Source organism: Streptomyces sp. PSU-S4-23 (assembly GCF_055632315.1).
In genome coordinates this window covers 2,884,354-2,903,843 of sequence record NZ_JBVMUU010000002.1, presented here as the reverse complement: position 1 = coordinate 2,903,843, position 19,490 = coordinate 2,884,354, and the positions used below count along the sequence as shown (strand labels likewise).

The 19,490-nt window shown below is 71.2% G+C and carries 17 protein-coding genes and 1 pseudogene; 11 read left to right on the top strand and 7 right to left on the bottom strand.

Features of this window, described 5'->3' with window-relative positions; all coding sequences use genetic code 11:
• Positions 1-183 precede the first annotated feature (183 nt).
• A pseudogene (locus ACZ79I_RS13810) lies at positions 184-276 on the bottom strand (CGNR zinc finger domain-containing protein); the annotation flags it as partial.
• Between the two features lie 249 nt (positions 277-525).
• On the opposite strand from ACZ79I_RS13810, the gene ACZ79I_RS13805 reads away from it, so the two are divergent.
• Positions 526-984 (top strand): NUDIX hydrolase, encoded by a 459-nt coding sequence (locus ACZ79I_RS13805; protein ID WP_471497377.1) that lies wholly within the window; start codon positions 526-528, stop codon positions 982-984.
• A 59-nt stretch (positions 985-1,043) separates the two neighbouring features.
• On the opposite strand, the gene ACZ79I_RS13800 is transcribed toward ACZ79I_RS13805, so the two are convergent.
• The 3 genes from ACZ79I_RS13800 to pepN form a co-directional block, all read right to left on the bottom strand.
• Entirely contained in the window at positions 1,044-1,616 is a 573-nt protein-coding gene (locus tag ACZ79I_RS13800; RefSeq protein WP_471497375.1) for a GNAT family N-acetyltransferase, read from the bottom strand.
• Between the two features lie 156 nt (positions 1,617-1,772).
• Positions 1,773-2,834 (bottom strand): hypothetical protein, encoded by a 1,062-nt coding sequence (locus ACZ79I_RS13795; RefSeq protein ID WP_471497374.1) that lies wholly within the window; start codon positions 2,832-2,834, stop codon positions 1,773-1,775.
• Positions 2,835-3,106: 272 nt separating this feature from the next.
• Positions 3,107-5,719 carry an aminopeptidase N gene (pepN, locus tag ACZ79I_RS13790; protein WP_471497372.1) on the bottom strand — a complete coding sequence of 871 codons (2,613 nt, stop codon included), beginning with the start codon at positions 5,717-5,719 and terminating at the stop codon, positions 3,107-3,109.
• A 160-nt stretch (positions 5,720-5,879) separates the two neighbouring features.
• Between pepN and ACZ79I_RS13785 the strand changes: the two genes are divergently transcribed.
• Together ACZ79I_RS13785 and ACZ79I_RS13780 are read left to right on the top strand one after the other, a co-directional pair.
• Positions 5,880-6,542, top strand: a complete 663-nt coding sequence (locus ACZ79I_RS13785) for a mycothiol-dependent nitroreductase Rv2466c family protein (RefSeq protein WP_471497370.1) — start codon at positions 5,880-5,882, stop codon at positions 6,540-6,542.
• 51 nt (positions 6,543-6,593) lie between these two features.
• Positions 6,594-7,202 (top strand): histidine phosphatase family protein, encoded by a 609-nt coding sequence (locus tag ACZ79I_RS13780; RefSeq protein WP_471497368.1) that lies wholly within the window; start codon positions 6,594-6,596, stop codon positions 7,200-7,202.
• A 158-nt stretch (positions 7,203-7,360) separates the two neighbouring features.
• Here the strand turns inward: ACZ79I_RS13780 and ACZ79I_RS13775 are convergent, their stop codons facing one another.
• On the bottom strand, positions 7,361-8,737 hold the full coding sequence (locus ACZ79I_RS13775; RefSeq protein WP_471497366.1) for an amino acid permease: 1,377 nt from the start codon (positions 8,735-8,737) through the stop codon (positions 7,361-7,363).
• A 392-nt stretch (positions 8,738-9,129) separates the two neighbouring features.
• On the opposite strand from ACZ79I_RS13775, the gene ACZ79I_RS13770 reads away from it, so the two are divergent.
• Positions 9,130-9,708 (top strand): biotin transporter BioY, encoded by a 579-nt coding sequence (locus ACZ79I_RS13770; protein WP_471497364.1) that lies wholly within the window; start codon positions 9,130-9,132, stop codon positions 9,706-9,708.
• A 139-nt stretch (positions 9,709-9,847) separates the two neighbouring features.
• On the opposite strand, the gene ACZ79I_RS13765 is transcribed toward ACZ79I_RS13770, so the two are convergent.
• Positions 9,848-11,323 carry an amino acid permease gene (locus tag ACZ79I_RS13765; protein WP_471497363.1) on the bottom strand — a complete coding sequence of 492 codons (1,476 nt, stop codon included), beginning with the start codon at positions 11,321-11,323 and terminating at the stop codon, positions 9,848-9,850.
• Positions 11,324-11,509: 186 nt separating this feature from the next.
• Between ACZ79I_RS13765 and ACZ79I_RS13760 the strand changes: the two genes are divergently transcribed.
• Entirely contained in the window at positions 11,510-12,004 is a 495-nt protein-coding gene (locus tag ACZ79I_RS13760) for a ribose-5-phosphate isomerase (RefSeq protein ID WP_471497361.1), read from the top strand.
• A 131-nt stretch (positions 12,005-12,135) separates the two neighbouring features.
• Positions 12,136-12,945, top strand: a complete 810-nt coding sequence (locus ACZ79I_RS13755; protein WP_471497359.1) for an Fpg/Nei family DNA glycosylase — start codon at positions 12,136-12,138, stop codon at positions 12,943-12,945.
• Positions 12,946-12,969: 24 nt separating this feature from the next.
• Here ACZ79I_RS13755 and ACZ79I_RS13750 read toward each other — a convergent pair whose 3' ends face one another.
• Positions 12,970-14,199 (bottom strand): GNAT family N-acetyltransferase, encoded by a 1,230-nt coding sequence (locus tag ACZ79I_RS13750; protein ID WP_471497358.1) that lies wholly within the window; start codon positions 14,197-14,199, stop codon positions 12,970-12,972.
• 149 nt (positions 14,200-14,348) lie between these two features.
• On the opposite strand from ACZ79I_RS13750, the gene ACZ79I_RS13745 reads away from it, so the two are divergent.
• From ACZ79I_RS13745 to ACZ79I_RS13725, 5 genes are all read left to right on the top strand, one after another.
• On the top strand, positions 14,349-15,527 hold the full coding sequence (locus tag ACZ79I_RS13745) for a PP2C family protein-serine/threonine phosphatase (protein WP_471497356.1): 1,179 nt from the start codon (positions 14,349-14,351) through the stop codon (positions 15,525-15,527).
• Between the two features lie 296 nt (positions 15,528-15,823).
• Entirely contained in the window at positions 15,824-16,150 is a 327-nt protein-coding gene (locus ACZ79I_RS13740; protein ID WP_471497354.1) for a hypothetical protein, read from the top strand.
• Positions 16,151-16,211: 61 nt separating this feature from the next.
• Entirely contained in the window at positions 16,212-16,526 is a 315-nt protein-coding gene (locus ACZ79I_RS13735) for a pore-forming ESAT-6 family protein (protein ID WP_471497352.1), read from the top strand.
• Positions 16,527-16,571: 45 nt separating this feature from the next.
• Entirely contained in the window at positions 16,572-16,970 is a 399-nt protein-coding gene (locus ACZ79I_RS13730; RefSeq protein ID WP_471497350.1) for a DUF6507 family protein, read from the top strand.
• Complete coding sequence (locus ACZ79I_RS13725) at positions 16,967-19,477, top strand: ADP-ribosyltransferase (protein ID WP_471497348.1); 2,511 nt, start codon at positions 16,967-16,969, stop codon at positions 19,475-19,477. Before ACZ79I_RS13730 ends, ACZ79I_RS13725 begins: the two co-directional genes overlap by 4 nt.
• Positions 19,478-19,490: the final 13 nt, after the last annotated feature.

Genomic DNA, 19,490 nt, shown 5'->3' with positions numbered 1-19,490 from the left:
GTCCGGATGTCGGGTCCGGGTGACCGCTCAGCTTTACCCAAGGGGCATATGTTTGGGGAGAGTTGACCGGGAGGGGATGGAGTCATGGCGCAATCCCGCCATGCGCCATCGGGGACGTAGTGGCACGGGAAGGGGCAATCCGGCGTTCCGGCCGCCCCCTACGCGCGTAGTCCGCGGGCCTCGGCTCTCACGCGTGCGCGCACAGTGGCGGGAAGCCTTCGCGCGGTTGCCGCAGGTGGCCATGGAGCACCAGCGGCGGGTGCCGTTCCGCGACGTCGCGGGTGGCCGGCCGGGCCGGGCCCCGCGCGGGCCTGCTGTTCCCGGACCGGACGACGGGCCGGACGCTGCGCCTGTCGGGTGAGGCGCGGACGGAGTTCGGCGCGGACGGAGTTCGGCGCGGACGGCGACCGCACGGTCCGCTTCACGGTGGCGCAGACGGCCGGCACCCGGTCGGCGGTGCCGCTGCGCTGGTCCGCGCCCGCATACTCGCCTGCCGATCCGGACCCGGCGTACTAACGTCTCCCTGTGCGCCAGAAGTTGAGGGTGGCGGCCTACGCCGTCTGTGTTCGCGACGGACGACTCCTGCTCGCCCGCGGCCGTGACGCCCGCGGCACGCCCGAGTGGACCCTGCCCGGCGGTGGCATGGAACACGGCGAGGACCCCTACGACACCGTCCTGCGGGAGGTGGCCGAAGAGACCGGCTTCCACGTCGAGATCACCGGCCTGCTCGGCGTGGACTCGGTCCGCCGCCGCCTCCCGCGCCGTCTGGGGCGCACCGTCGACCACCACGGGGTACGGCTCGTCTACGAGGTCCGGATCACCGGTGGCGAACTGCGCCACGAGACCGGCGGCTCCACCGACATGGCGGCCTGGCACCCGCTGGACGAGGTGCCGTCACTGCCCCGGGTCCGCCTGATGGACACGGCCCTCACCCTGTGGCGCGAACGACCACCCACCGGCCGCCCGGCGAGCCCGTCCCCCTGACACGGGGCCCGGCGCCGGCCGCCGGCTCGGCCGGCGCAGGACGGGGCGCGCGGGTGCGCTCAGGGTGCCGGTGCCAGGAGCAGTTCCGCCTTCTGCACCGCGGCCTCCCTCGGGCCCGTCGACCGGTTCGCGGTGGCCGGGCCCCGCGCCGCTGGGCCCGTGAGGTGGAAGGACAGCGACGACAGGAAGCGGCGGCCGCGCTCCCAGCCCACCGGGACGGTCGCCGTCACCCTGCCGATGCCTGACGCGGCCGCCCGCTCCAGCAGCGCGGTGGCCACCGCCGGGCCCGTGCGGGTCCCCCACAGCGACGGGTGCAGCAGGAACAGGCCCACCGCGCACGCGTCCGGCGCCGGGAAGCGCAGCACCGCGTCGACGACGCCGACCAGCGGGCCGCCGGTGCCCTCGGTCACCACGAGGATCCGCTTGTCCTGCCAGTCGGCCCCCGGCGGCAGGCCGTAGTTCAGGCTCTGCAGGTCGGCGGGCCCGGAGGGCAGGCCGGTGGCCGCCTCCACGTACGCGGTGCCCGCCTCGAACAGCGCCAGGACCTCCGGCTCGTCCCGCGGCTCGGCCTCCCGGACGTGATACCGCCGCCCGTCGGCGGTCCTGATCGTGGCGTCGATCGGGTCGGTCATCCGGCCATCTCCGTCATCCGGTCATCGTCACACCGGGACCGCAGCGGTGCCACCGGTATACGGGGGCCGGATACGGGGCGGCTATACGGGGCCGGATACGGGGCGGCCGGGCGGACCCGACCCGCGTCCCCTCCCGATGCCGGCCCCGGCCGCCCACTACCGCGGCAGAACCACGACATACGCGGCCGGCTCCCGGTCCGCCGCCGCCATCAGCGCGGTGCGCACCACCGTCGCCTGCTGCTCCGGGGCGTCCCGCAGCTTCTTCGGCGTGAGGTGGACGACCGTGATGCCGAACCGCTCCAGCAGTTCCCGCTTGCGGGCGTACTCCGAGGGCGGCTCGTCGTCCCGCGGGTCGCTCTGCCGCGGCGCGCGGGTGTCCAGTTCCAGCGCGACCGCCTGCTCGGGCCAGTACGCGTCCAGGCCGCCGAGGCAGGGGCCGCCGGGCAGCCGCAGGTCCACGTTCCAGACCGGGTCCGGCAGGCCGTGCTCCCGCACCATCCGGTACAGGCGCTCCTCCGCGATCGCCCGGCCCTCGGCCAGGAGCGAGTCGACGGCGTCCACCAGGTGCGGCCGCCCCAGCAGCTTCGCCTGGTTGAGCTCCCGTACCACCGCCGCCGGTTCGCAGTGGCCTCCGCGTACCGCCTCGGTCAGCAGGCGGCGGACCGCGCCCGCGTCCGGTAACCGGGCCACCGCGTCGGCCAGGGCGCGCGGCACGGGTGCGACGGGCACGCCGGTCACCAGGCGCGGCGCGGGCAGCGACGGGGTGCGGATCACCCGGGCGCAGCCGGTGCTGCGCAGCCGCCGCAGCCGCGGGACCAGGACGTCGATCGTCTCCAGCGCCGGCAGTGAGGGCGCGCAGGCGAAACCGTACAGCGTCAGCGCGGCCAGGCCCGTGATCATCGCGTCCGCGTAGGGCAGCGGGCCGCGCGGGCCCCCGGCGCCCGGCTGGGACGGCACCGCGGGCGCCGGGCCGGCGAGCGAGGAGCGCGCCGCGTAGAGCAGCACCGCGTGCAGGCGCTCCTCGGCGGTCGGGGGGCCCGGGTGCAGCAGGTACACGCCCGGCAGCAACTGCTGCCATGGGCCGCCGGGCCGGCAGTGGTCGTTGGTCTCGGCGGCCGTCACACCGTGGGCGCGCAGCTGGGTGGTGGTCAGCACCCGGCGCTGCACATCGGTGAGATGGCGCAGAGGCCGTGGGGAGAGCGGGGGGTTGTGGGTCATGCCCCCGGAGTTCCCGCGCGGGATCCGTCCGCTAACCGCTGTTACACGTCTGTCGACGAATGCGGACAACAGGGCGCTCAAGTACGCGTGTTCGACCACCGGAAGAGGCTGGTCCGGGCGGCGGTGCGGACGGGTTACGGGTGGGATGCCCGTATTTCGTAACTGTCGTTCGCCGGCACACGTCAACCGCCCGCCTGCGCCGGCACACCCCGCTGCACACGGGTGGGCGCCCCCGGCGTGACCGGGGGCGCCCACCCGTGCGGAACACGGTCCTACCGCGCGGCCTCCGCGTCGCACGCCTGCCCGCGCAGGGCGCGCGCCAGGTCGTCGCGCGCCTCCAGCACCAGCCGCCGCAGGGCCGGCGGGGCGTCCTCGTGCGCCGCGAGCCACGCGTCCGTCGCGTCCAGCGTCTCCCGCGAGTCGCGGAGCGAGGGGAACAGCCCCCTCACCACGTCCATCGCGATCTGGATGGAACGCTGCGCCCACACCCGCTCGATCACCGCGAAGTACTTCTCCGCGTACGGCGCCAGCAGCTCACGCTGCGACGGCTGCACAAAGCCCGCGATGGTCGCCTCCACGAGTGCGTTCGACAACGTGTCCGACTCGACGACCTGGGCCCAGGACTGGGCCTTGACCGCCGCCGAGGGGCGCGCCGCCAGACAGCGGACCTGGTGGCGCTTGCCGGACGCCGTGTCGTCACGGGCCAGTTCCGCCGCGAGCACCGACTCGTCCGCGGCCCCGTGCGCGGCCAGCGGCCCGAGGAACGCCCAGCGCAGCTCCTGGTCCACGTCCAGGCCGTTGATTTTTTCCGTGCCCTCCAGCAGCCCCCGCAGCAGCTTCAGATCGGATTCCTCCTCCGCCACCGCCGCGAAGAACCGCGCCCACGTCAGCTGGTGCTGGCTGCCCGGCTCCGCCTGCCGCAGCTCGCGCCGCGCCCCCTGCGCCAGCAGCCGCCACCCGGGCCGCCGCCACTCGGGTGCCGCGTAGTACGTCAGCGCCGAGTTCGCCCAGGTGTGCAGCATCTGGAGCACGCCGATGTCGGACTCGCGGCCGGAGAACCGCAGCACCAGGCCGACGAAGTCCCGCGCCGGCAGCAGCGCGTCCCGCGTCAGGTTCCACAGCGCCGACCAGCACAGGGCCCGCGCCAGCGGGTCGGTGACGTCGCCGAGACGGTCCTTCAGCGTCGCCAGCGACGTGTCGTCGAAACGGATCTTGCAGTACGTCAGGTCGTCGTCGTTGACCAGGACCAGGTCCGGGGCCTCGGCACCGGCCAGCTCCCCGACCACCGTACGCGGGCCGTGCACGTCGATCTCGGCACGCGCGTACCGCACGAGCGCGCCCGCCTCGTCGCGGTACAGGCCCACCGCCACGCGGTGCGGCCGCAGTTCGCCACGCGGTGGAGCCGCATGGTTGGATGCGGTCGACTCCGCGGCCTCCTGGAGCACGGACAGCTCGGCGATCCGCCCGTCGTCGCCCAGCAGCACCTGCGGCGTCAGGGAGTTGACGCCCGCCGTCTGCAGCCAGGAGCGCGCCCAGGCCGCCATGTCCCGGCCGCTGGTCTCCTCCAGGACCGACAGCAGGTCGCCGAGACGCGTGTTGCCGTAGGCGTTCCGCTTGAAGTAGCGGCGCGCGCCCTCCAGGAACGCCTCCCGCCCCGCGTACGCCACCAGTTGCTTCAGCACCGACGCGCCCTTGGCGTACGTGATGCCGTCGAAGTTGAGCTTGGCGTCCTCCAGGTCGCGGATGTCCGCCGTGATGGGATGCGTCGACGGCAGCTGGTCGGCGCGGTACGCCCATGCCTTGCGGTTGTTGGCGAAGGTGATCCAGCCGTCGGTGAAGCGGGTGGCCTCCACCTGGGAGAAGGAGCCCATGAAGTCGGCGAAGGACTCCTTCAGCCACAGGTCGTCCCACCACACCATGGTGACCAGGTCGCCGAACCACATGTGCGCCATCTCGTGCAGGATCACATTGGCCCGGCGCTCGTACGCCGCCTGGGTGACCTTGCCGCGGAAGATGAACTCCTCGCGGAAGGTGACCATCCCGGGGTTCTCCATCGCGCCCAGGTTGTACTCGGGCACGAACGCCTGGTCGTACTTCCCGAAGGGGTACGGGTAGTCGAAGTGGTCGTGGAAGAAGTCCAGGCCCTGCTTGGTGACGAGGAAGACGTCGTCCGCGTCGAAGTGCCTCGCCAGGCCCTTGCGGCACATCGCGCCGAGCGGGATCTCCAGCGTCGTGCCGTCCTCGAAGGCGCGGGTGTAGGTGTCCGTGGCGTAGTGGTAGGGGCCCGCCACCACCGCGGTGATGTAGGTCGAGATCGGCTTCGTCTCCGCGAATCGCCAGACCCCGTCGCGCAGTTCGCCGGCGCCGTTGCTCCACACCGTCCAGCCGTCCGGGGCGCGGACCTCGAAGCGGAAGGGGGCCTTGAGGTCCGGCTGCTCGAAGTTCGCGAAGACGCGCCGGGAGTCGGCGGGCTCGTACTGGGTGTACAGATAGACCTCGCCGTCCTCCGGGTCGACGAAGCGGTGCAGGCCCTCACCGGTGCGGGAGTAGGCGCACTGCGCGTCCACGACGAGTTCGTTCTCGGCGGCCAGGTCCTCCAGCCGGACGCGGGTGCCGTCGAAGACCTCCCCGGGGTCGAGGTCCTTGCCGTTGAGGGAGACCGCGGTGACGCTCGGGGCGATCAGGTCGGCGAAGGTGGCGGCCCCCGGCTCCGCGCAGCGGAAGCGGATCGTGGTGAGCGACCGGAAGGTGCGCGGCTCGCCGCCCGCTGCGCCGGGTGTGCCGCCCACGGCGGAGCGCAGGTCGAGCGACACGTCGTACCCGTCGACGGACAGCAGGGCGGCCCGCTCCCGGGCCTCGTCGCGGGACAGATTCTCACCGGGCACGGGCGCCACTCCCTCTTTCTGGACGGCTGGACGGGGTGAACAGGACCGATCCTGCCATGTGCCCCTGACACGGAACACCGGGCGCACCCGCGGGGAACCCGGGAATGGCGGCACCGGCCGTGATTGTTTTCAGATCAACCAATATCTATCGAGGAGAGCCATGTCCGAGACGGCGACCCCCTCAGGCAGGACCCCGGTCGACTTCTGGTTCGACCCGCTGTGCCCGTGGGCCTGGATGACCTCCCGCTGGGTCCTGGAAGTGGAGAAGGTCCGTGACATCGAGGTCCGGTGGCACATCATGAGCCTCGCGGTGCTCAACGAGGACAAGCTGGACCAGCTGTCCGAGGAGTACCGGGAGATGCTCGCCACCCAGGCGTGGCAGCCCGTGCGCGTGGTGACCGCGGCGTGGCAGAAGCACGGCGCGCAGGTCCTCGGACCGCTGTACACGGCGCTCGGCACCCGATTCCACAACCTGGGCGAGGGCCCGACGCGGGAGGCGATGGCCGCCGCGCTCGAAGAGGCCGGCCTGCCCGCGGACCTGATCGAATACGCCGACCAGGAGGACTTCGAGTTCGAGGCGGAACTGCGCGCCTCGCACAAGGACGGCATCGACAAGGTCGGCCAGGAGGTGGGCACGCCGGTGATCGCCGTCCCGGACGGCGACGGCGAGCAACTCGCCTTCTTCGGCCCCGTGGTCACCCCCGCCCCCAAGGGCGAGGAGGCCGCCAAGCTGTGGGACGGCACCCTGGCGGTCGCCTCGGTCCCGGGCTTCTACGAGATCAAGCGCACCCGTACGAAGGGACCGGACTTCAGCAACCTCTGACGTCCGCTCCGCGCCGACCGCGTCCGCAAGGCCGGGGGATACTGCGGGATCATGGGGACGACACTGCTGCTGGCCCGGCACGGGCAGACCGTCTGGCACGACGAGAACCGCTACGCGGGTGTGAGCGACGTGGCCCTCACCGGCACGGGCCGCGCCCAGGCGGAGGCACTCGGGCGCTGGGCCGCCGCCCATCCGGTCGACGCGGTCTGGACGTCCACGCTCTCCCGTGCCATCGCCACTGCGGAGCCCGCCTGCCGTGCGCTCGGCCTCACCCCGCACCGCGACCCCGGCCTGTGCGAATGCAGCTTCGGGGTCCTGGAGGGCCGTACGTTCGCCGAGTTCGAGGCCGAGGATCCCAAGCGTGCGGCCGCCTTCCTCGAGGATCCCGCCGCGCACCCCTTCCCCGGGGCGGAGGATCCCCGGGCGGCCGCGGCCCGCGGGGCGGGCGCCCTGCGCCGGATCGCCGCCACGCACCCGGGCGGACGCGTCCTGGTGGTCGCGCACAGCACCCTGTTGCGGCTGGCGCTGTGCACGCTGCTGTCCATCCCGCCGGGCGAGTACCGCCGCGTGTTCCCGCGGCTGCACAACGTCGCGATCAGCGAACTCCGGGTGGACGAGGACTCCGTGGGCCTGCTGTCGCTCAATGTGCCCTGCCTGTGACGGGGCGGCCCGGGTGAGGCGCGCCCTCGCGCGGGCCGCTCCTCTCCCCGCCTGCCGCGTGAAGGGTGAGAAGACGATCACGAGCAGCACGCTTCATACCGCCCCGGGGGCGCGGGCCGCAATACGCCGTCGCGTGTCTCCCGGTGGGACGCTGCGGGTCAGTTCCCGGCCCGGGCCCGCTGCCGCGCGTAGCCGACGACCGCCAGGAACAGCGTCATCGCACCCGTCGAGTACAGCTGCACCCGGGTGTCCGGCTGCCGCGCCATGAGTACGAAGATCGCCACCATGCCCGCCAGCGCCACCCAGGTCAGCACGGGGAACGCCCACATCCGGACCACCAGCTTCCCGGGCGCCTCCCGCTCCAGGCGGCGGCGCAGGCGCAGTTGCGAGACCGCGATGAAGATCCAGACGACCAGGATCACCGCGCCGATCATGTTCAGCAGCCACGGGAAGACGTCGTCCGGCCGCCAGTAGCTGAGGACGACGCACACGAAGCCGAAGACGGACGAGGCCAGGACGGCGGCCCGCGGCACGCCCCCGGAGACCCTGCCCAGCGCCCTGGGGCCCTGGCCCCGCGCCACGAGCGAGAACGCGATGCGCGAGGAGCCGTAGATGTTGGCGTTCATCGCGGACAGCAGCGCGACCAGCACGACCACGCCCATCAGCCGGCCGGCGCCCGGGATGCCGAGGTGGTCGAGGGCGGCCACATAGGGGCCCTTCTCGACGATCCCCTTCGCGTTCCAGGGGACGAGCGTGACGATGACGGCCATCGAGCCGACGTAGAAGAGCGCGATGCGCCACATCGCCGTACGGACCGCGCTCGCCACACCCCTGACCGGGTGCTCCGACTCGGCCGCCGCGATGGTGACGGTCTCCAGGCCGCCGTAGGCGAAGACCGACGCGAGCAGGCCGACGACGAGTCCCTCGCCGCCGTGCGGCAGGACGTCGGTCAGGTTCGAGGCGCCGGGCGAGTCCGTACCCGGCAGGGCACCGGCGATCGCCAGCACGCCGAGCACCAGGAACAGGGCGATCGCGCCGACCTTGAGCGCCGCGAACCAGAACTCGAACTCGCCGAAGTTCCTGACCGCCGCCAGGTTCGCGCCGCAGAAGACCAGCATGAACAGCGCCACCCACGCCCACTCGGGTGTGCCCGGCAGCCAGCCGGTGACGATCTTCGCGGCGCCGATGCCCTCCAGGCCGACGGCCGTGCACAGCAGTACCCAGAACGACCAGCCCGCGGCGAAGCCCGCCCAGGGACCGATCGCCCGCTCGGCGTGCGCCGAGAAGGAACCCGACGACGGGTAGGCGGCCGACATCTCGCCGAGCATGCGCATGACCAGCATGACCAGCAGACCGGAGACGGCGTACGCGATCACGATCGACGCGCCGGCGGCGGCGATGCCCGCGCCGGAGCCGACGAAGAGGCCGGCGCCGATCACCCCGCCGAGGGCGATCATCGACAGATGGCGCTGCTTGAGGCCGTGGGAGAGGGAGACGTCCGGCTCGGACGGGGTCTCGACGGTGGTGCGGGGCATGGGCGCGGTTCGTCCAAGGCGTGAGAGGGGGCGGGGAAACGCCCGCAGTCTGGACGGTCATCCGCTCAGCGGGACACGCCGCCCACTATGCGGACGCACGGGGTACGCAGTGTACGGGGGCGGTGACATGGGAGCCGTGACACGGCCGGGTGGTCCGGGTGAGACCCCGTTTGGTGAAACCCTACAGTCGGCTCCCCCTACCCCACGGTCGGCACATCGAGCGGACCTCAGTGACCAGTGTCACGCCGACCCGGGTGTAGCGCCCGCTCTTTGTATGGAGTCCATCACGCCGTCGTTCCCCCCTTTGTCGACCGCTGACGGTGATCTGCCGAAGTGGCCTGGGATAGCGTCAACGTGTCCCAAACCGTCTCCCCCGCCGGAGTGAGTCCTTCATGAGCACCACCACCGCCATCGCCCGCCCCGGCGAGGTCCTCGCCGACCTGCTGCCCGCGTCCCGCGTCCGTGACGTCGCCCTCGTGGCCGGCGGTGCCGTGCTCACCGGGCTCGCCGCGCAGATCTCGCTTCCCGTGCCGGGCTCCCCGGTACCGGTGACCGGACAGACCTTCGCCGCGCTGCTGGTGGGCACGGCCCTCGGCGCCGGCCGTGGCTTCCTGTCGCTCGCCCTCTACGCGCTCGCCGGTGTCGCCGGTGTGCCGTGGTTCGCCGGCGGTGCCTCGGGCGCCACCGCCCCCTCCTTCGGTTACGTCCTCGGCATGCTGCTCGCTTCCACCGTCGTGGGTGCCCTGGCCCGCCGCGGCGCCGACCGTTCGGTGCTGCGCACCGCCGGCGCGATGCTGCTGGGCGAGGCGGTCATCTACGCGGTCGGCGTCCCCTACCTGGCCCTGGCGACCGGCATGTCCGCGACCGCCGCGATCGCGGCGGGGCTCACCCCGTTCCTGATCGGCGACGCCCTGAAGGCGGCCCTGGCGATGGGCCTGCTGCCCACCGCCTGGAAGCTCGTGCGGAAGTGACGCCGTAGTTCCGGCCGAAGAGGTTCGCCGGGCCGAAGCACTCCTTCGGCCCGGCGAACCTCTTCGGCGTTTCGGGGGCGGGCGCGAAGGGCCCCGCGGCAACGGCCGCGGGGCCCTTCGTCCACCAGCCGTGCGCCGGTCAGACGCCGGCCTTCGCCGGGGCCTCGTCGGCGTCCGCGGCCGGCTCCGCGGTGCGGGCGCCGCCCAGCTTCTGCCTGGCCACGGCGATCACGAGCACCACCGCGGCGACGAGCAGCGACAGCAGGACGGTCTCGCGTCCGTCGTGTTCCGTGTCGGTCAGCATGTAGCCGAGGACGAGCACGATCAGCGCGGCCGTGGCCCACGTCAGATACGGGTACAGCCACATCTTCACGACCAGCTTCTCCGGCGCCTCGCGCTGGATGATCCTGCGCATCCGCAGCTGCGAGAAGCAGATCACCAGCCACACGAACAGGGCGACGGCACCACTGGAGTTGACCAGGAAGAGGAAGACCGAGTCCGGGAACTTGTAGTTGAAGAAGACGGCCAGGAAGCCGAAGACGACGGAGGCGACGATCGCCGTCACCGGGACGCCGCGGCCGCTCGTCCGCGCGAACGCCTTCGGCGCGTCGCCCCGCTCGCCGAGCGAGAACGCCATCCGGGAGGCCGTGTAGAGCCCGGAGTTGAGGCAGGACAGCACGGACGTCAGCACGATGAAGTTCATGATCTGACCGGCGTGCGGGATGCCGAGGGAGTCGAGGGCGGCGACGTAGGAGCCCGTGTCCTTGATCGAGGGGTCGTTCCACGGCAGCAGCGAGACGACCACGAGGATCGAGCCCAGGTAGAAGACGGCGATGCGCCAGATGATGCTGTTGGTGGACTTGGTCACGGCCCGCTGCGGGTCCTCGGACTCGCCGGCCGCCAGCGTGGCGATCTCGCTGCCCATGAAGGAGAAGACGACCAGCAGCACACCGGTGAGGACGGCGCCGGGCCCGTGGGGCAGGAAGCCGCCGTGCCCGGTGAGGTTGTCCAGCCCCGCCTTGTCGCTGTGGACACCGGGCAGCAGCCCGAAGACGGCGAGCCCGCCGATCACGATGAAGGCGCCGATCGCCACGACCTTGATCCCGGCGAACCAGAACTCGAACTCGCCGTAGGAGCCGACGGAGACGAGGTTGGTGGCCGTCAGTACGACCATGACGATGAGGGCCCAGCCCCACTGGGGCACGGCCGGGATCCACCCCTGGAGGATCTTGGCGCCCGCGGTGGCCTCCACGGCGAGCACCACCACCCAGAAGAACCAGTAGAGCCAGCCGATCGAGAAACCGGCCCAGCGGCCGAGCGCGCGATCCGCGTGCGCGGAGAAGGAGCCGGAGGTCGGGTTCGCGGCGGACATCTCGCCCAGCATGCGCATCACCAGCACCACGAGCGTGCCGACGAGGGCGTACGAGAGCAGGATGCCCGGACCGGCGGTCGCGATGCCGGAGCTGGAACCCACGAAGAGGCCGGCGCCGATGACACCGCCGATGGCGATCATCGTCAGATGGCGGTTCTTGAGGCCGGCCTGGAGGCCGCCACCGGGGTCTCCGGGGCGGCCGGGGTCGTTACCGGCCTTTGTGAGGGTCGGCTGCGAAGTCATGAGGGTGTGCTTCCTTTGCGCCGGTTGTAACGAGCCGGTCCAGTGAATCGGAGGCAAATGAAATCGGAAACCTTTGAATCCAGATCGTTACTTGAGGTTTCCTTGAGGTTCCATGGTCTTTCTTGCCTCTCTTCGAGGCCGGCACCCCGCGCGGCCGATCCGCGGCGGCCGTGTCACACTCGGACCATGCGCGTGTATCTCGGCTCCGACCATGCAGGCTTCGAACTGAAGAACCACCTCGTCGAGTGGCTCAGGTCCGCGGGACACGAGCCCGTCGACTGCGGGCCCCACCTCTACGACGCCCAGGACGACTACCCGCCCTTCTGCCTGCGAGCGGCGGAGCGCACCGCGGCGGACCCCGGCTCCCTCGGGATCGTGATCGGCGGCTCCGGCAACGGCGAGCAGATGGCCGCGAACAAGGTGAAGGGCGTCCGGGCGGCCCTCGCCTGGAGCGAGGAGACGGCATCGCTCGGCCGGCAGCACAACAACGCGAACGTCGTCGCCGTGGGCGCGCGGATGCACACGGCGGACGAGGCGACGAAGTTCGTCGAGACGTTCCTGAACACGCCGTTCTCGGGCGACGAGCGGCACATGCGGCGCATCGACATGCTGTCGTCCTACGAGACCACCGGCGAACTCCCGCCCATCCCGGCCCATCACCCGCAGGAGCCGCAGGGCTGAGCCGGCCCGGCCGGCCGTCCGAGGAACGTCCGAGGACCGTCCTAGGAGCAGGAGCCCAGGGGGCGGCAGCGCCCCCTGGCGGGCCCGGGGCCCGTCCCCGGCGTGCTGGAACTGGAAAGGGTGGGGCAACCGTGCCGGAAGGGCACACCATTCACCGGCTGGCCGAGGACTACACCGCACGGTTCGCCGGGGGCGCCGTCACCGTCCGCAGCCCCCAGGGCACGTTCGCCGGCGCCGCCGCGCTCCTCGACGGGGCCGAGCTGCGTACCACCGACGCCCACGGCAAACACCTCTTCCTGGGCTTTCGCGACAGCGACTGGGTCCACATCCACCTCGGCCTCTTCGGCAAGGTCACCTTCGGCGACGCCCCCGCGCCCCCGCCCACCGACACGGTCCGCCTCCGCCTGGCCAACCAGCTCTCGTACGTCGACCTGCGCGGCCCCACCACCTGCGCGCTGATCACGGACGACGAGAAGGCCGCCGTCCACGGCCGCCTCGGGCCCGACCCGCTCCGCGCCGACGCCGACCCCGCGGCCGCCTACCGCCGTGTCTCCCGCAGCCGTACGACCATCGCCGCCCTGCTGATGGACCAGAAGGTCATCGCCGGCGTCGGCAACGTCTACCGCGCCGAGGTCCTCTTCCGGCACGGCATCGACCCCTACCGCCCCGGCAAGGACATCACCCCGGCCGAGTGGGACGCGATGTGGGCCGACCTCGTCGGCCTCATGCGCGAGGGCGTCCGCGTGAACCGCATCGACACCGTCCGCCCCGAACACACCCCCGAGGCCATGGGCCGCCCGCCGCGCGTCGACGACCACGGCGGCGAGGTGTACGTGTACCGCAGGGCGAACCTTCCCTGCCACATCTGTGGCGGCGAGATCAGCACCGCCGGTCTCGCCGCCCGCAATCTGTTCTGGTGCCCCGGCTGCCAGCGGCGGTAGCCGACCCCGCCGCGGACGGCGCCCTCAGAAGCCGTGCGGCAGCCACGGCGCCACCGCCGAGCCGAACGCCGTCGACGCCTCCGCCAGCGCTCCCTGCCGCAGCTCCCGCACCCGGCCCGCCGCCGCCAGCGCCGTCAGGGACACACCGCCGAGGTACGCCGCCCCCAACTCCCGTACGGACAGCGACAGATCCGCCGCATCCGCGGTGCGCGTGCACGACGCGCCCTTCGGGTCGCCCGTCAGCCGCCAACGCCCCGTGTTCCAGGGGCAGAAGGCATCCTCGACGTCGAACACCACGTCCACCGGCGTCTGGTACGTCCGTGCCTCCAGCGCCGCACCCACGTCGACCGGCCGCACGAACAACGACTCCCGCAGCCGTGGCCGGCAGCGCCGGAGGTCGGAGACCATGTACTGCCAGGCGTCGTCGACCGGCCGGCCGCGCGTCACCAGCGTCGTCGTCAGGTCGATGCCGAACAGGAAGCGCCACAGCGCCGCGTCCGTCGCCGGGTCCAGCGCCGCCAGATCCGTCAGGGTGACCCTGCCGTCGTGCCCGGCGACCCCCCACTCGGGCTTGGTGCGGAACCGCGCGTACCCCGTGACCGCGCCCTCCCGCTCGGCGACGACGCACTGCAGCGGCGACGCCCCCTCCCGGTGGCTCTCCGGATCGAGCAGTCCCAGCCGCTCCCAGCCGGGCTGCCGCGCCAGCATCCCCGGACGGCCGGGCACCAGCCGCGCGTAGACCGCCTCGCACGCGTCGAGGACCGCCGCGGGCTCCGCGTACCGCAGCCGTACGTCATCGGTGCCGGCCGGTACGGACAGCCGGACCCGGCTGGTGTCGATCTCGGCGCTCACGTGGAAGGTCGCGGCGCCGTACCCGAACCGGCCGTAGATCGCGGGTTCGGACGCGGTGAGCACGGCGAGCGGTTCGCCCCAGGAGCGGATGTCGTCCAGCTGCCGCCGCATCATCGACGTCAGCAGCCCGCGGCGGCGGTGCGTGGCCGCCACGCTCACCATCGTGATCCCCGCCGCGGGCACCGAGGCGCCGCCGGGTACGGTGAGGCGGAAGCCGAAGGCACCGGCGGTGCCCACACACGTGTCGTCGTCCCAGGCGCCCAGGGAACGGTCAAGCTCGGTCAGCTCGTCCCACAGCCGCCGCTCCTCGGGCGGTTCGTCCACCCCGCCGAAGGCGCGGATGAGAGTGTCGTACCAGAGGTCCCACTCAGTCTGCCGCAGTACCCGTACGTCCGTCGTCATGGGCCATCCCTATCAGGGCAAGCCCGGACGAGCGAGGGGATTTCTCCCGCGCCGCGGCGGGCGGGTTCCTGTGAAGTTCCGCGCTCGGACGGGGGACAAGTGGGACCTCCCGTGCCAACGGGCTGGTCGGATGGATAGGGTCCCGAACAATGGCAGCAGGACGAGAGCGGCGCGCGGAAGCCGAGACGTTCACGGCCCGGTTGAAGAAGCAGTGGCACCGGGCCCGCACCGGCGTGCGCAGATCCGCCGTGGACTACTTCCGCGGCGACGGCTCCGACTGGATCGCGCTGGCCGGCCTGCTGCTGACGATCCCGCTGATCGCGGCGACCACCCTCGTCGACCCCGTGTGGTGCTCCCCGACCGTCCTCGTCCTGCCGATCGTGGCGGGCGGCCTGCTGCTGCGGCCCTCCAGCCTGCTCGGGCTGTACGCCGCCGCCGCCACCGCGCTCATAGTCGAGTCCGTGAAACTCGGCCCCTACACGGAGGGAGTGTCGCGGGTCACTCCCGGCACGGTGCTCGTGGTCGCGGCCTGCGGGTTCTTCGGGCTCCTGATCGCACAGTTCCGCAGCCGCGTCGGCGTGCCCTGGCGGCGCGGCGGAACCATGCTCTTCGACCTGCGCGAACGCATCCGCGTCCAGAGCAAGTTGCCGAAGCTGCCGCTCGGCTGGCACCGCGAGATGGCGCTCAGACCGGCCGGCGGGCAGTCGTTCTCGGGCGACTTCGTGGTGGCGGCCCGCACCAACGGGGGCCGCACGCTCGAAGTCGTCCTGACGGACGTCTCCGGCAAGGGCATGGACGCCGGCTCGCGCGCACTGCTGCTGTCCGGGGCGTTCGGCGGACTGCTGGGTTCGCTGCCGCCGCACGCCTTCCTGCCCGCGGCCAACGGCTACCTGCTCCGCCAGGACTGGGACGAGGGCTTCGCCACCTCCATCCACCTGGTGCTGGACCTGGAATCCGGCGACTACGAGCTGTACTCGGCCGGGCACCCCCCGGGCCTCCAGCTCAGCGCGGGCAGCGGCCGCTGGGAGGAGAAGGTGGCGGAAGGGCCGCTCCTCGGCGTCTACGAGGGCGCGCAGTTCGACTCCGTGAAGGGCTCGCTGCGCCCCGGCGACGTCCTCATGCTGTTCACGGACGGCCTGGTGGAGACCTCCGACCGTGACATCGTCGAGGGCATCGACCGCCTCACCGGCGAGGCCGACCGCTATGTGGCCGGGGGGTTCCACGGCGCGGCCTGGCACCTCATCGAGGCGGTGGCGAAGGACGTGAACGACGACAGGGCGCTCCTCCTGATCTCCCGGGAGGGCCCGACGGCCCAGGCCGCCCGCTGACCGCGGCCTGCCCCGGCGAACCTCACGCCACGACCCCGCCGCACGAACACCCGCCGCAGGACAGCCCGTTCGCAGCGGCTACCGCCGTACGGGCCGCCGCCAGGCTGCCCGTACGCCCTCTTTGCCTCAACTCCCGGCCTGTGCACGGCAGATGCCCGATATGCCCCCACGGCTTCGTCATGTGTTTGTATCAGCCTTGTGAGGGCCGATTGCACGGGCAATCGCGGAGTTGATAGAGATGGCTCCGCATCTATCGCACAGCCGGCACGACGGGCCGGCCGGAACGGGGAGGCAGGATGAAGTTCGACATGGGGGCACAGACCCTGTCGACGTTGATGAAGGACTCGCGTGGGTCGAGTGACGATCTGGGGACGTTGATCCGTCAGTTGGTGCAGGCGGCGCAGCCGTTGGAGGGGAAGTTCAACGGTGCGGGGCGGGTGGCGTTCGATCAGTTCAAGTTGCGGGCGGATGGGATCACCAAGGAGCTGAACGCGTCGCTGGCGGCGATTCTGGGTGGTCAGTCGGGTATGGACTCGGCGTTCGGTTCGGGTGATCAGGAGCAGGGCGACAACGCGCGGCGTCAGATGTCGGCGGCGAACTTCGACGGGGCGCGGTTCCGCTGAGCGGCGGGGTTGTTCGCGGTGTGGCGGGGTTGTTCGTTTTCTTCACGGGGAGTGGTGTGTGATGGCGGGTTCGGGTGCGGATCGTCGGTCGTACGACACGGGTGCGTCGGCGGATGTGCAGGGTGGTCTGCAGGCGGTGATCGGTCGTTTGGAGGAGGTCATCGCGGCGCGGGACCGTCAGGTGAAGGCGGCGATGGCGGACTTCACGGCGGATGGTGTGGCGGATGAGTACCACGGCAAGGAGTTGCGGTGGAACCGTGCGTCGCAGGAGGTCAAGAACATCATCGGGCTGGTGAAGTCGACGTTGGAGCAGAACGACTCGACGGCGCAGTCGACGATCGCGAAGGCGAAGGCGGCGGTCGACAACATCGGCTGACGCGGGCGTAGGCGGAGTCAGGATCGGTTACCACGGGGGTATGTCGTGTCCGGCTGGGATTTGAAGCCGCAGGGTATTCAGCAGGTGCTGAAGACGACGGGTGAGACGGCGTCGCATATCGGGGATCATGCGAAGGCGTATGGGGAGCATCTGACGTCGGCGGCGTCCAGTGCGGGCACGATCTCCGCTGAGGGTGGCGGCGGGGGTGGTGGGGGCAAGGGGGAGAAGGCCCAGGGGGGTCTGGTGGCTCTTGCGTTGTCGCAGTATGCGGAGCATGCGTCGAAGGATCTGCAGTTCATCGCGGCGCGGGCGGGTAGGTCGTTGCAGGGTGCGGTGGATGCGACGACGGCGTATCTGCGGGGGGATGAGGCGATGGCGGCTCAGGCGCAGCGTAAGGCGCTGGCGGATCCGCGGGTTGATCTGCCGGGGGTGGGGAAGGCGTGATCCAGCCGGAGCAGATTCCGCAGTTCACCGGTGATCTGGCGCAGTTGGAGAAGGATTACGGGGATCTGAAGGCGGATGCGTCGCATGTCCGGTCGACGGGTCGGGATGTGCACAGGCAGTTTCAGGGGTTGCGGGGGTATTACACGGCGCCTGAGGCGGAGCGGTTGTTCGCGACGACGAAGCCGGTCGAGGATCGGGCGGATGGTTTCGCGGACGGCTTGGAGAAGGTGTCGTCGGCGTTGTCGTCGTATGCGACGGAGATCCGTCCGCTGGTGGACAGGCTGAAGCAGTTGAAGGTCGATGCGGCGTCCTTTGTGGACTCGGTCAGGGGTGACGAGGACTGGGAGTACGACGGGGACAAGGTCGACAGGCACAATCGGATCCGTGATGACGTGACGGCTGCGGTGGCGGCGTTCTGGGCGGCGGAGCGGACGTGTCACAACAAGATCACTGCGTTGTTCGGTGGGACGCAGATGGTGGCGGGGGATGGTTCGGACCGTAAGGACCAGTATGGGTTTGATGCGGCCGATATGAAGAATGCGAAGCTTCCCTGGGGTGACCCGGTGGAGGAGAAGCACCACTGGTATGAGATCGGCCATTGGGTGAAGTCCTTTGTGTGGGACGGGCTGATCGTGGATGGGATCTGGGGCACGATCAAGGGCCTTGGGACGCTGGTGGGTTTTGGTGGCTGGGATGCGATGGGTCAGGCGTGGAAGGGTCTGGCGCAGTTGGCGACGGGGTTGGCGATCTCGTCGATTCCTGGTCTGGGGACGATGTTCTGGGCGTTGCCGGATGACAAGTTGCCGTCGTGGTTTCGTGATTCGCGTACGGCGATGAAGGAGACGGGCAAGGCGTTGGTGGCGTGGGACGAGTGGGGCAAGAACCCGGCTCGTGCTGCGGGTGCGGTGACGTTCAATGTGCTGACGACGGTGTTCACCGGTGGTGCGGGGGGCGCGGCGTCGGGTGCGGGGAAGGCGGGTGCGGTCGCCAGGGCGCTGTCGGTGGCGGGCAAGGCGGGCCGGATCATCGATCCGATGACGTATGTCGGCAAGGCCGCGGGCGCGGGCCTGTCCAAGATCGGCGACGTCACCACAGCCCTCAAGGGCATCGGGAAGATCGACGTCCCCACCCTCCCCGACGGCTCGGTCCACCTGCCCGACGGCCGCCTGCTGGACACGAACGGCAACCTCATCGGTCACGACGGCACGATCGACACGACGCCCGTCCCCCACGAGGTGGCTCCGGGGCTCCCGGCGCACTGGACGGTCCAGCAGCCGGCCCTGTCCGGGGTCCGGGCGGGCGACGGCGTCACCGACGCGGTGACGGCAGGCGGCCACTACGACATCCCGCCGGGCACCCACTACGACCCGCCGGGCCAGCACCTCCCGGCCGGCCACACGCCGGGCGGCACCTTCGACGGGACGCCGGCGCCCTCCGGCCACGCACCGGCGCCCTCCGGCCACGCGCCGACGGCGTACGATCACGCACCGGCGCCCTCCGGCCACGCGCCGACGGCGTACGACCACGCACCGGCCGCGACACCGCACGAGGCACCGACCGGCACACCGCACACCGGCGGCCACGATGTCCCGAGCGGCGGCAGCCACACCCCGCACGGAACGGGCCACGACACACCACCGGCCGGCCACACGGACGACGCCTCCCACGGTGCGGGTCACGACGGCGCGGGGCACGACGGCTCCAATCACACCGACGATGTGGCCGGACACGGCGATGACGCGACGCATGCCGCGGAGCATGGGGACAGCGGGCATGTGGATCCGCACGCAGGTGGCGAGGGGGCAGGGTACGACGCGGTCCACGGGGCCGGTGGCTCCGAGGGAGAATTCAAGTACACCCCGCACGTTTCCGCGGAGGAGTTCGACAAGCTCCCGGATGCAGAGAAGCATGCGGTGGCCGCGGCCGAGGTATCCAAGGGGACTGTCTCCTTCCCCGACGACTACGACGCCATCGTGTACGGGCGTGAGCACTGGAACGACTACGTGGACAATCTGGACCCGTCCGCGAAGCGCGCCCTCAACGACTACACGGGGGACTCGTTCCCCTCGTACAAGGACATGAACGGCTATCTCCGGGGCACTGAGGGCTACGGCCCAAGGCCGGAGGTGCTGCACGACATCCAGGAAATGGACAGAGTGATGTCCACCCGTCCCCTCCCCGAGGACGCCATGGTCGTGCGGGGAACGGGAATCGGCCACCTCGACATCGACTCGCCCTTCGACATGGAGGGCCGGACGTTCGAGGAGGACGGCTATCTCTCCACATCGCTCGGCAACCATCCGGTACCGAGCTTTGCCGGTAAGGAGGCCATCTATCATCTCCGGGTCCCCAAGAACACGCCTGCGCTATGGCTCGAGAAGGTGAGCAAGTACGGGGTGGATGAGCGTGAATTGCTTCTCGGGCGAGGCTCCAAGTACAGGGTGACGCGCGTTTTCGTAGATGACGCCGGCAAGGTGCAGGTCTATGGCGAAGTCCTGCCGAGGTAAGCAAAGGAAGAAC

What these genes read in the sequence shown, in the direction of transcription:
- ACZ79I_RS13750 (WP_471497358.1), bottom strand. Translation starts at nt 14,199, where the DNA reads ATGACGACGGACGTACGGGTACTGCGGCAGACTGAGTGGGACCTCTGG.
- ACZ79I_RS13770 (WP_471497364.1), top strand. Translation starts at nt 9,130, where the DNA reads ATGAGCACCACCACCGCCATCGCCCGCCCCGGCGAGGTCCTCGCCGAC.
- ACZ79I_RS13735 (WP_471497352.1), top strand. Translation starts at nt 16,212, where the DNA reads ATGGCGGGTTCGGGTGCGGATCGTCGGTCGTACGACACGGGTGCGTCG.
- ACZ79I_RS13780 (WP_471497368.1), top strand. Translation starts at nt 6,594, where the DNA reads ATGGGGACGACACTGCTGCTGGCCCGGCACGGGCAGACCGTCTGGCAC.
- ACZ79I_RS13785 (WP_471497370.1), top strand. Translation starts at nt 5,880, where the DNA reads ATGTCCGAGACGGCGACCCCCTCAGGCAGGACCCCGGTCGACTTCTGG.
- ACZ79I_RS13745 (WP_471497356.1), top strand. Translation starts at nt 14,349, where the DNA reads ATGGCAGCAGGACGAGAGCGGCGCGCGGAAGCCGAGACGTTCACGGCC.
- ACZ79I_RS13775 (WP_471497366.1), bottom strand. Translation starts at nt 8,737, where the DNA reads ATGCCCCGCACCACCGTCGAGACCCCGTCCGAGCCGGACGTCTCCCTC.
- ACZ79I_RS13800 (WP_471497375.1), bottom strand. Translation starts at nt 1,616, where the DNA reads ATGACCGACCCGATCGACGCCACGATCAGGACCGCCGACGGGCGGCGG.
- ACZ79I_RS13795 (WP_471497374.1), bottom strand. Translation starts at nt 2,834, where the DNA reads ATGACCCACAACCCCCCGCTCTCCCCACGGCCTCTGCGCCATCTCACC.
- ACZ79I_RS13760 (WP_471497361.1), top strand. Translation starts at nt 11,510, where the DNA reads ATGCGCGTGTATCTCGGCTCCGACCATGCAGGCTTCGAACTGAAGAAC.
- ACZ79I_RS13740 (WP_471497354.1), top strand. Translation starts at nt 15,824, where the DNA reads ATGAAGTTCGACATGGGGGCACAGACCCTGTCGACGTTGATGAAGGAC.
- ACZ79I_RS13765 (WP_471497363.1), bottom strand. Translation starts at nt 11,323, where the DNA reads ATGACTTCGCAGCCGACCCTCACAAAGGCCGGTAACGACCCCGGCCGC.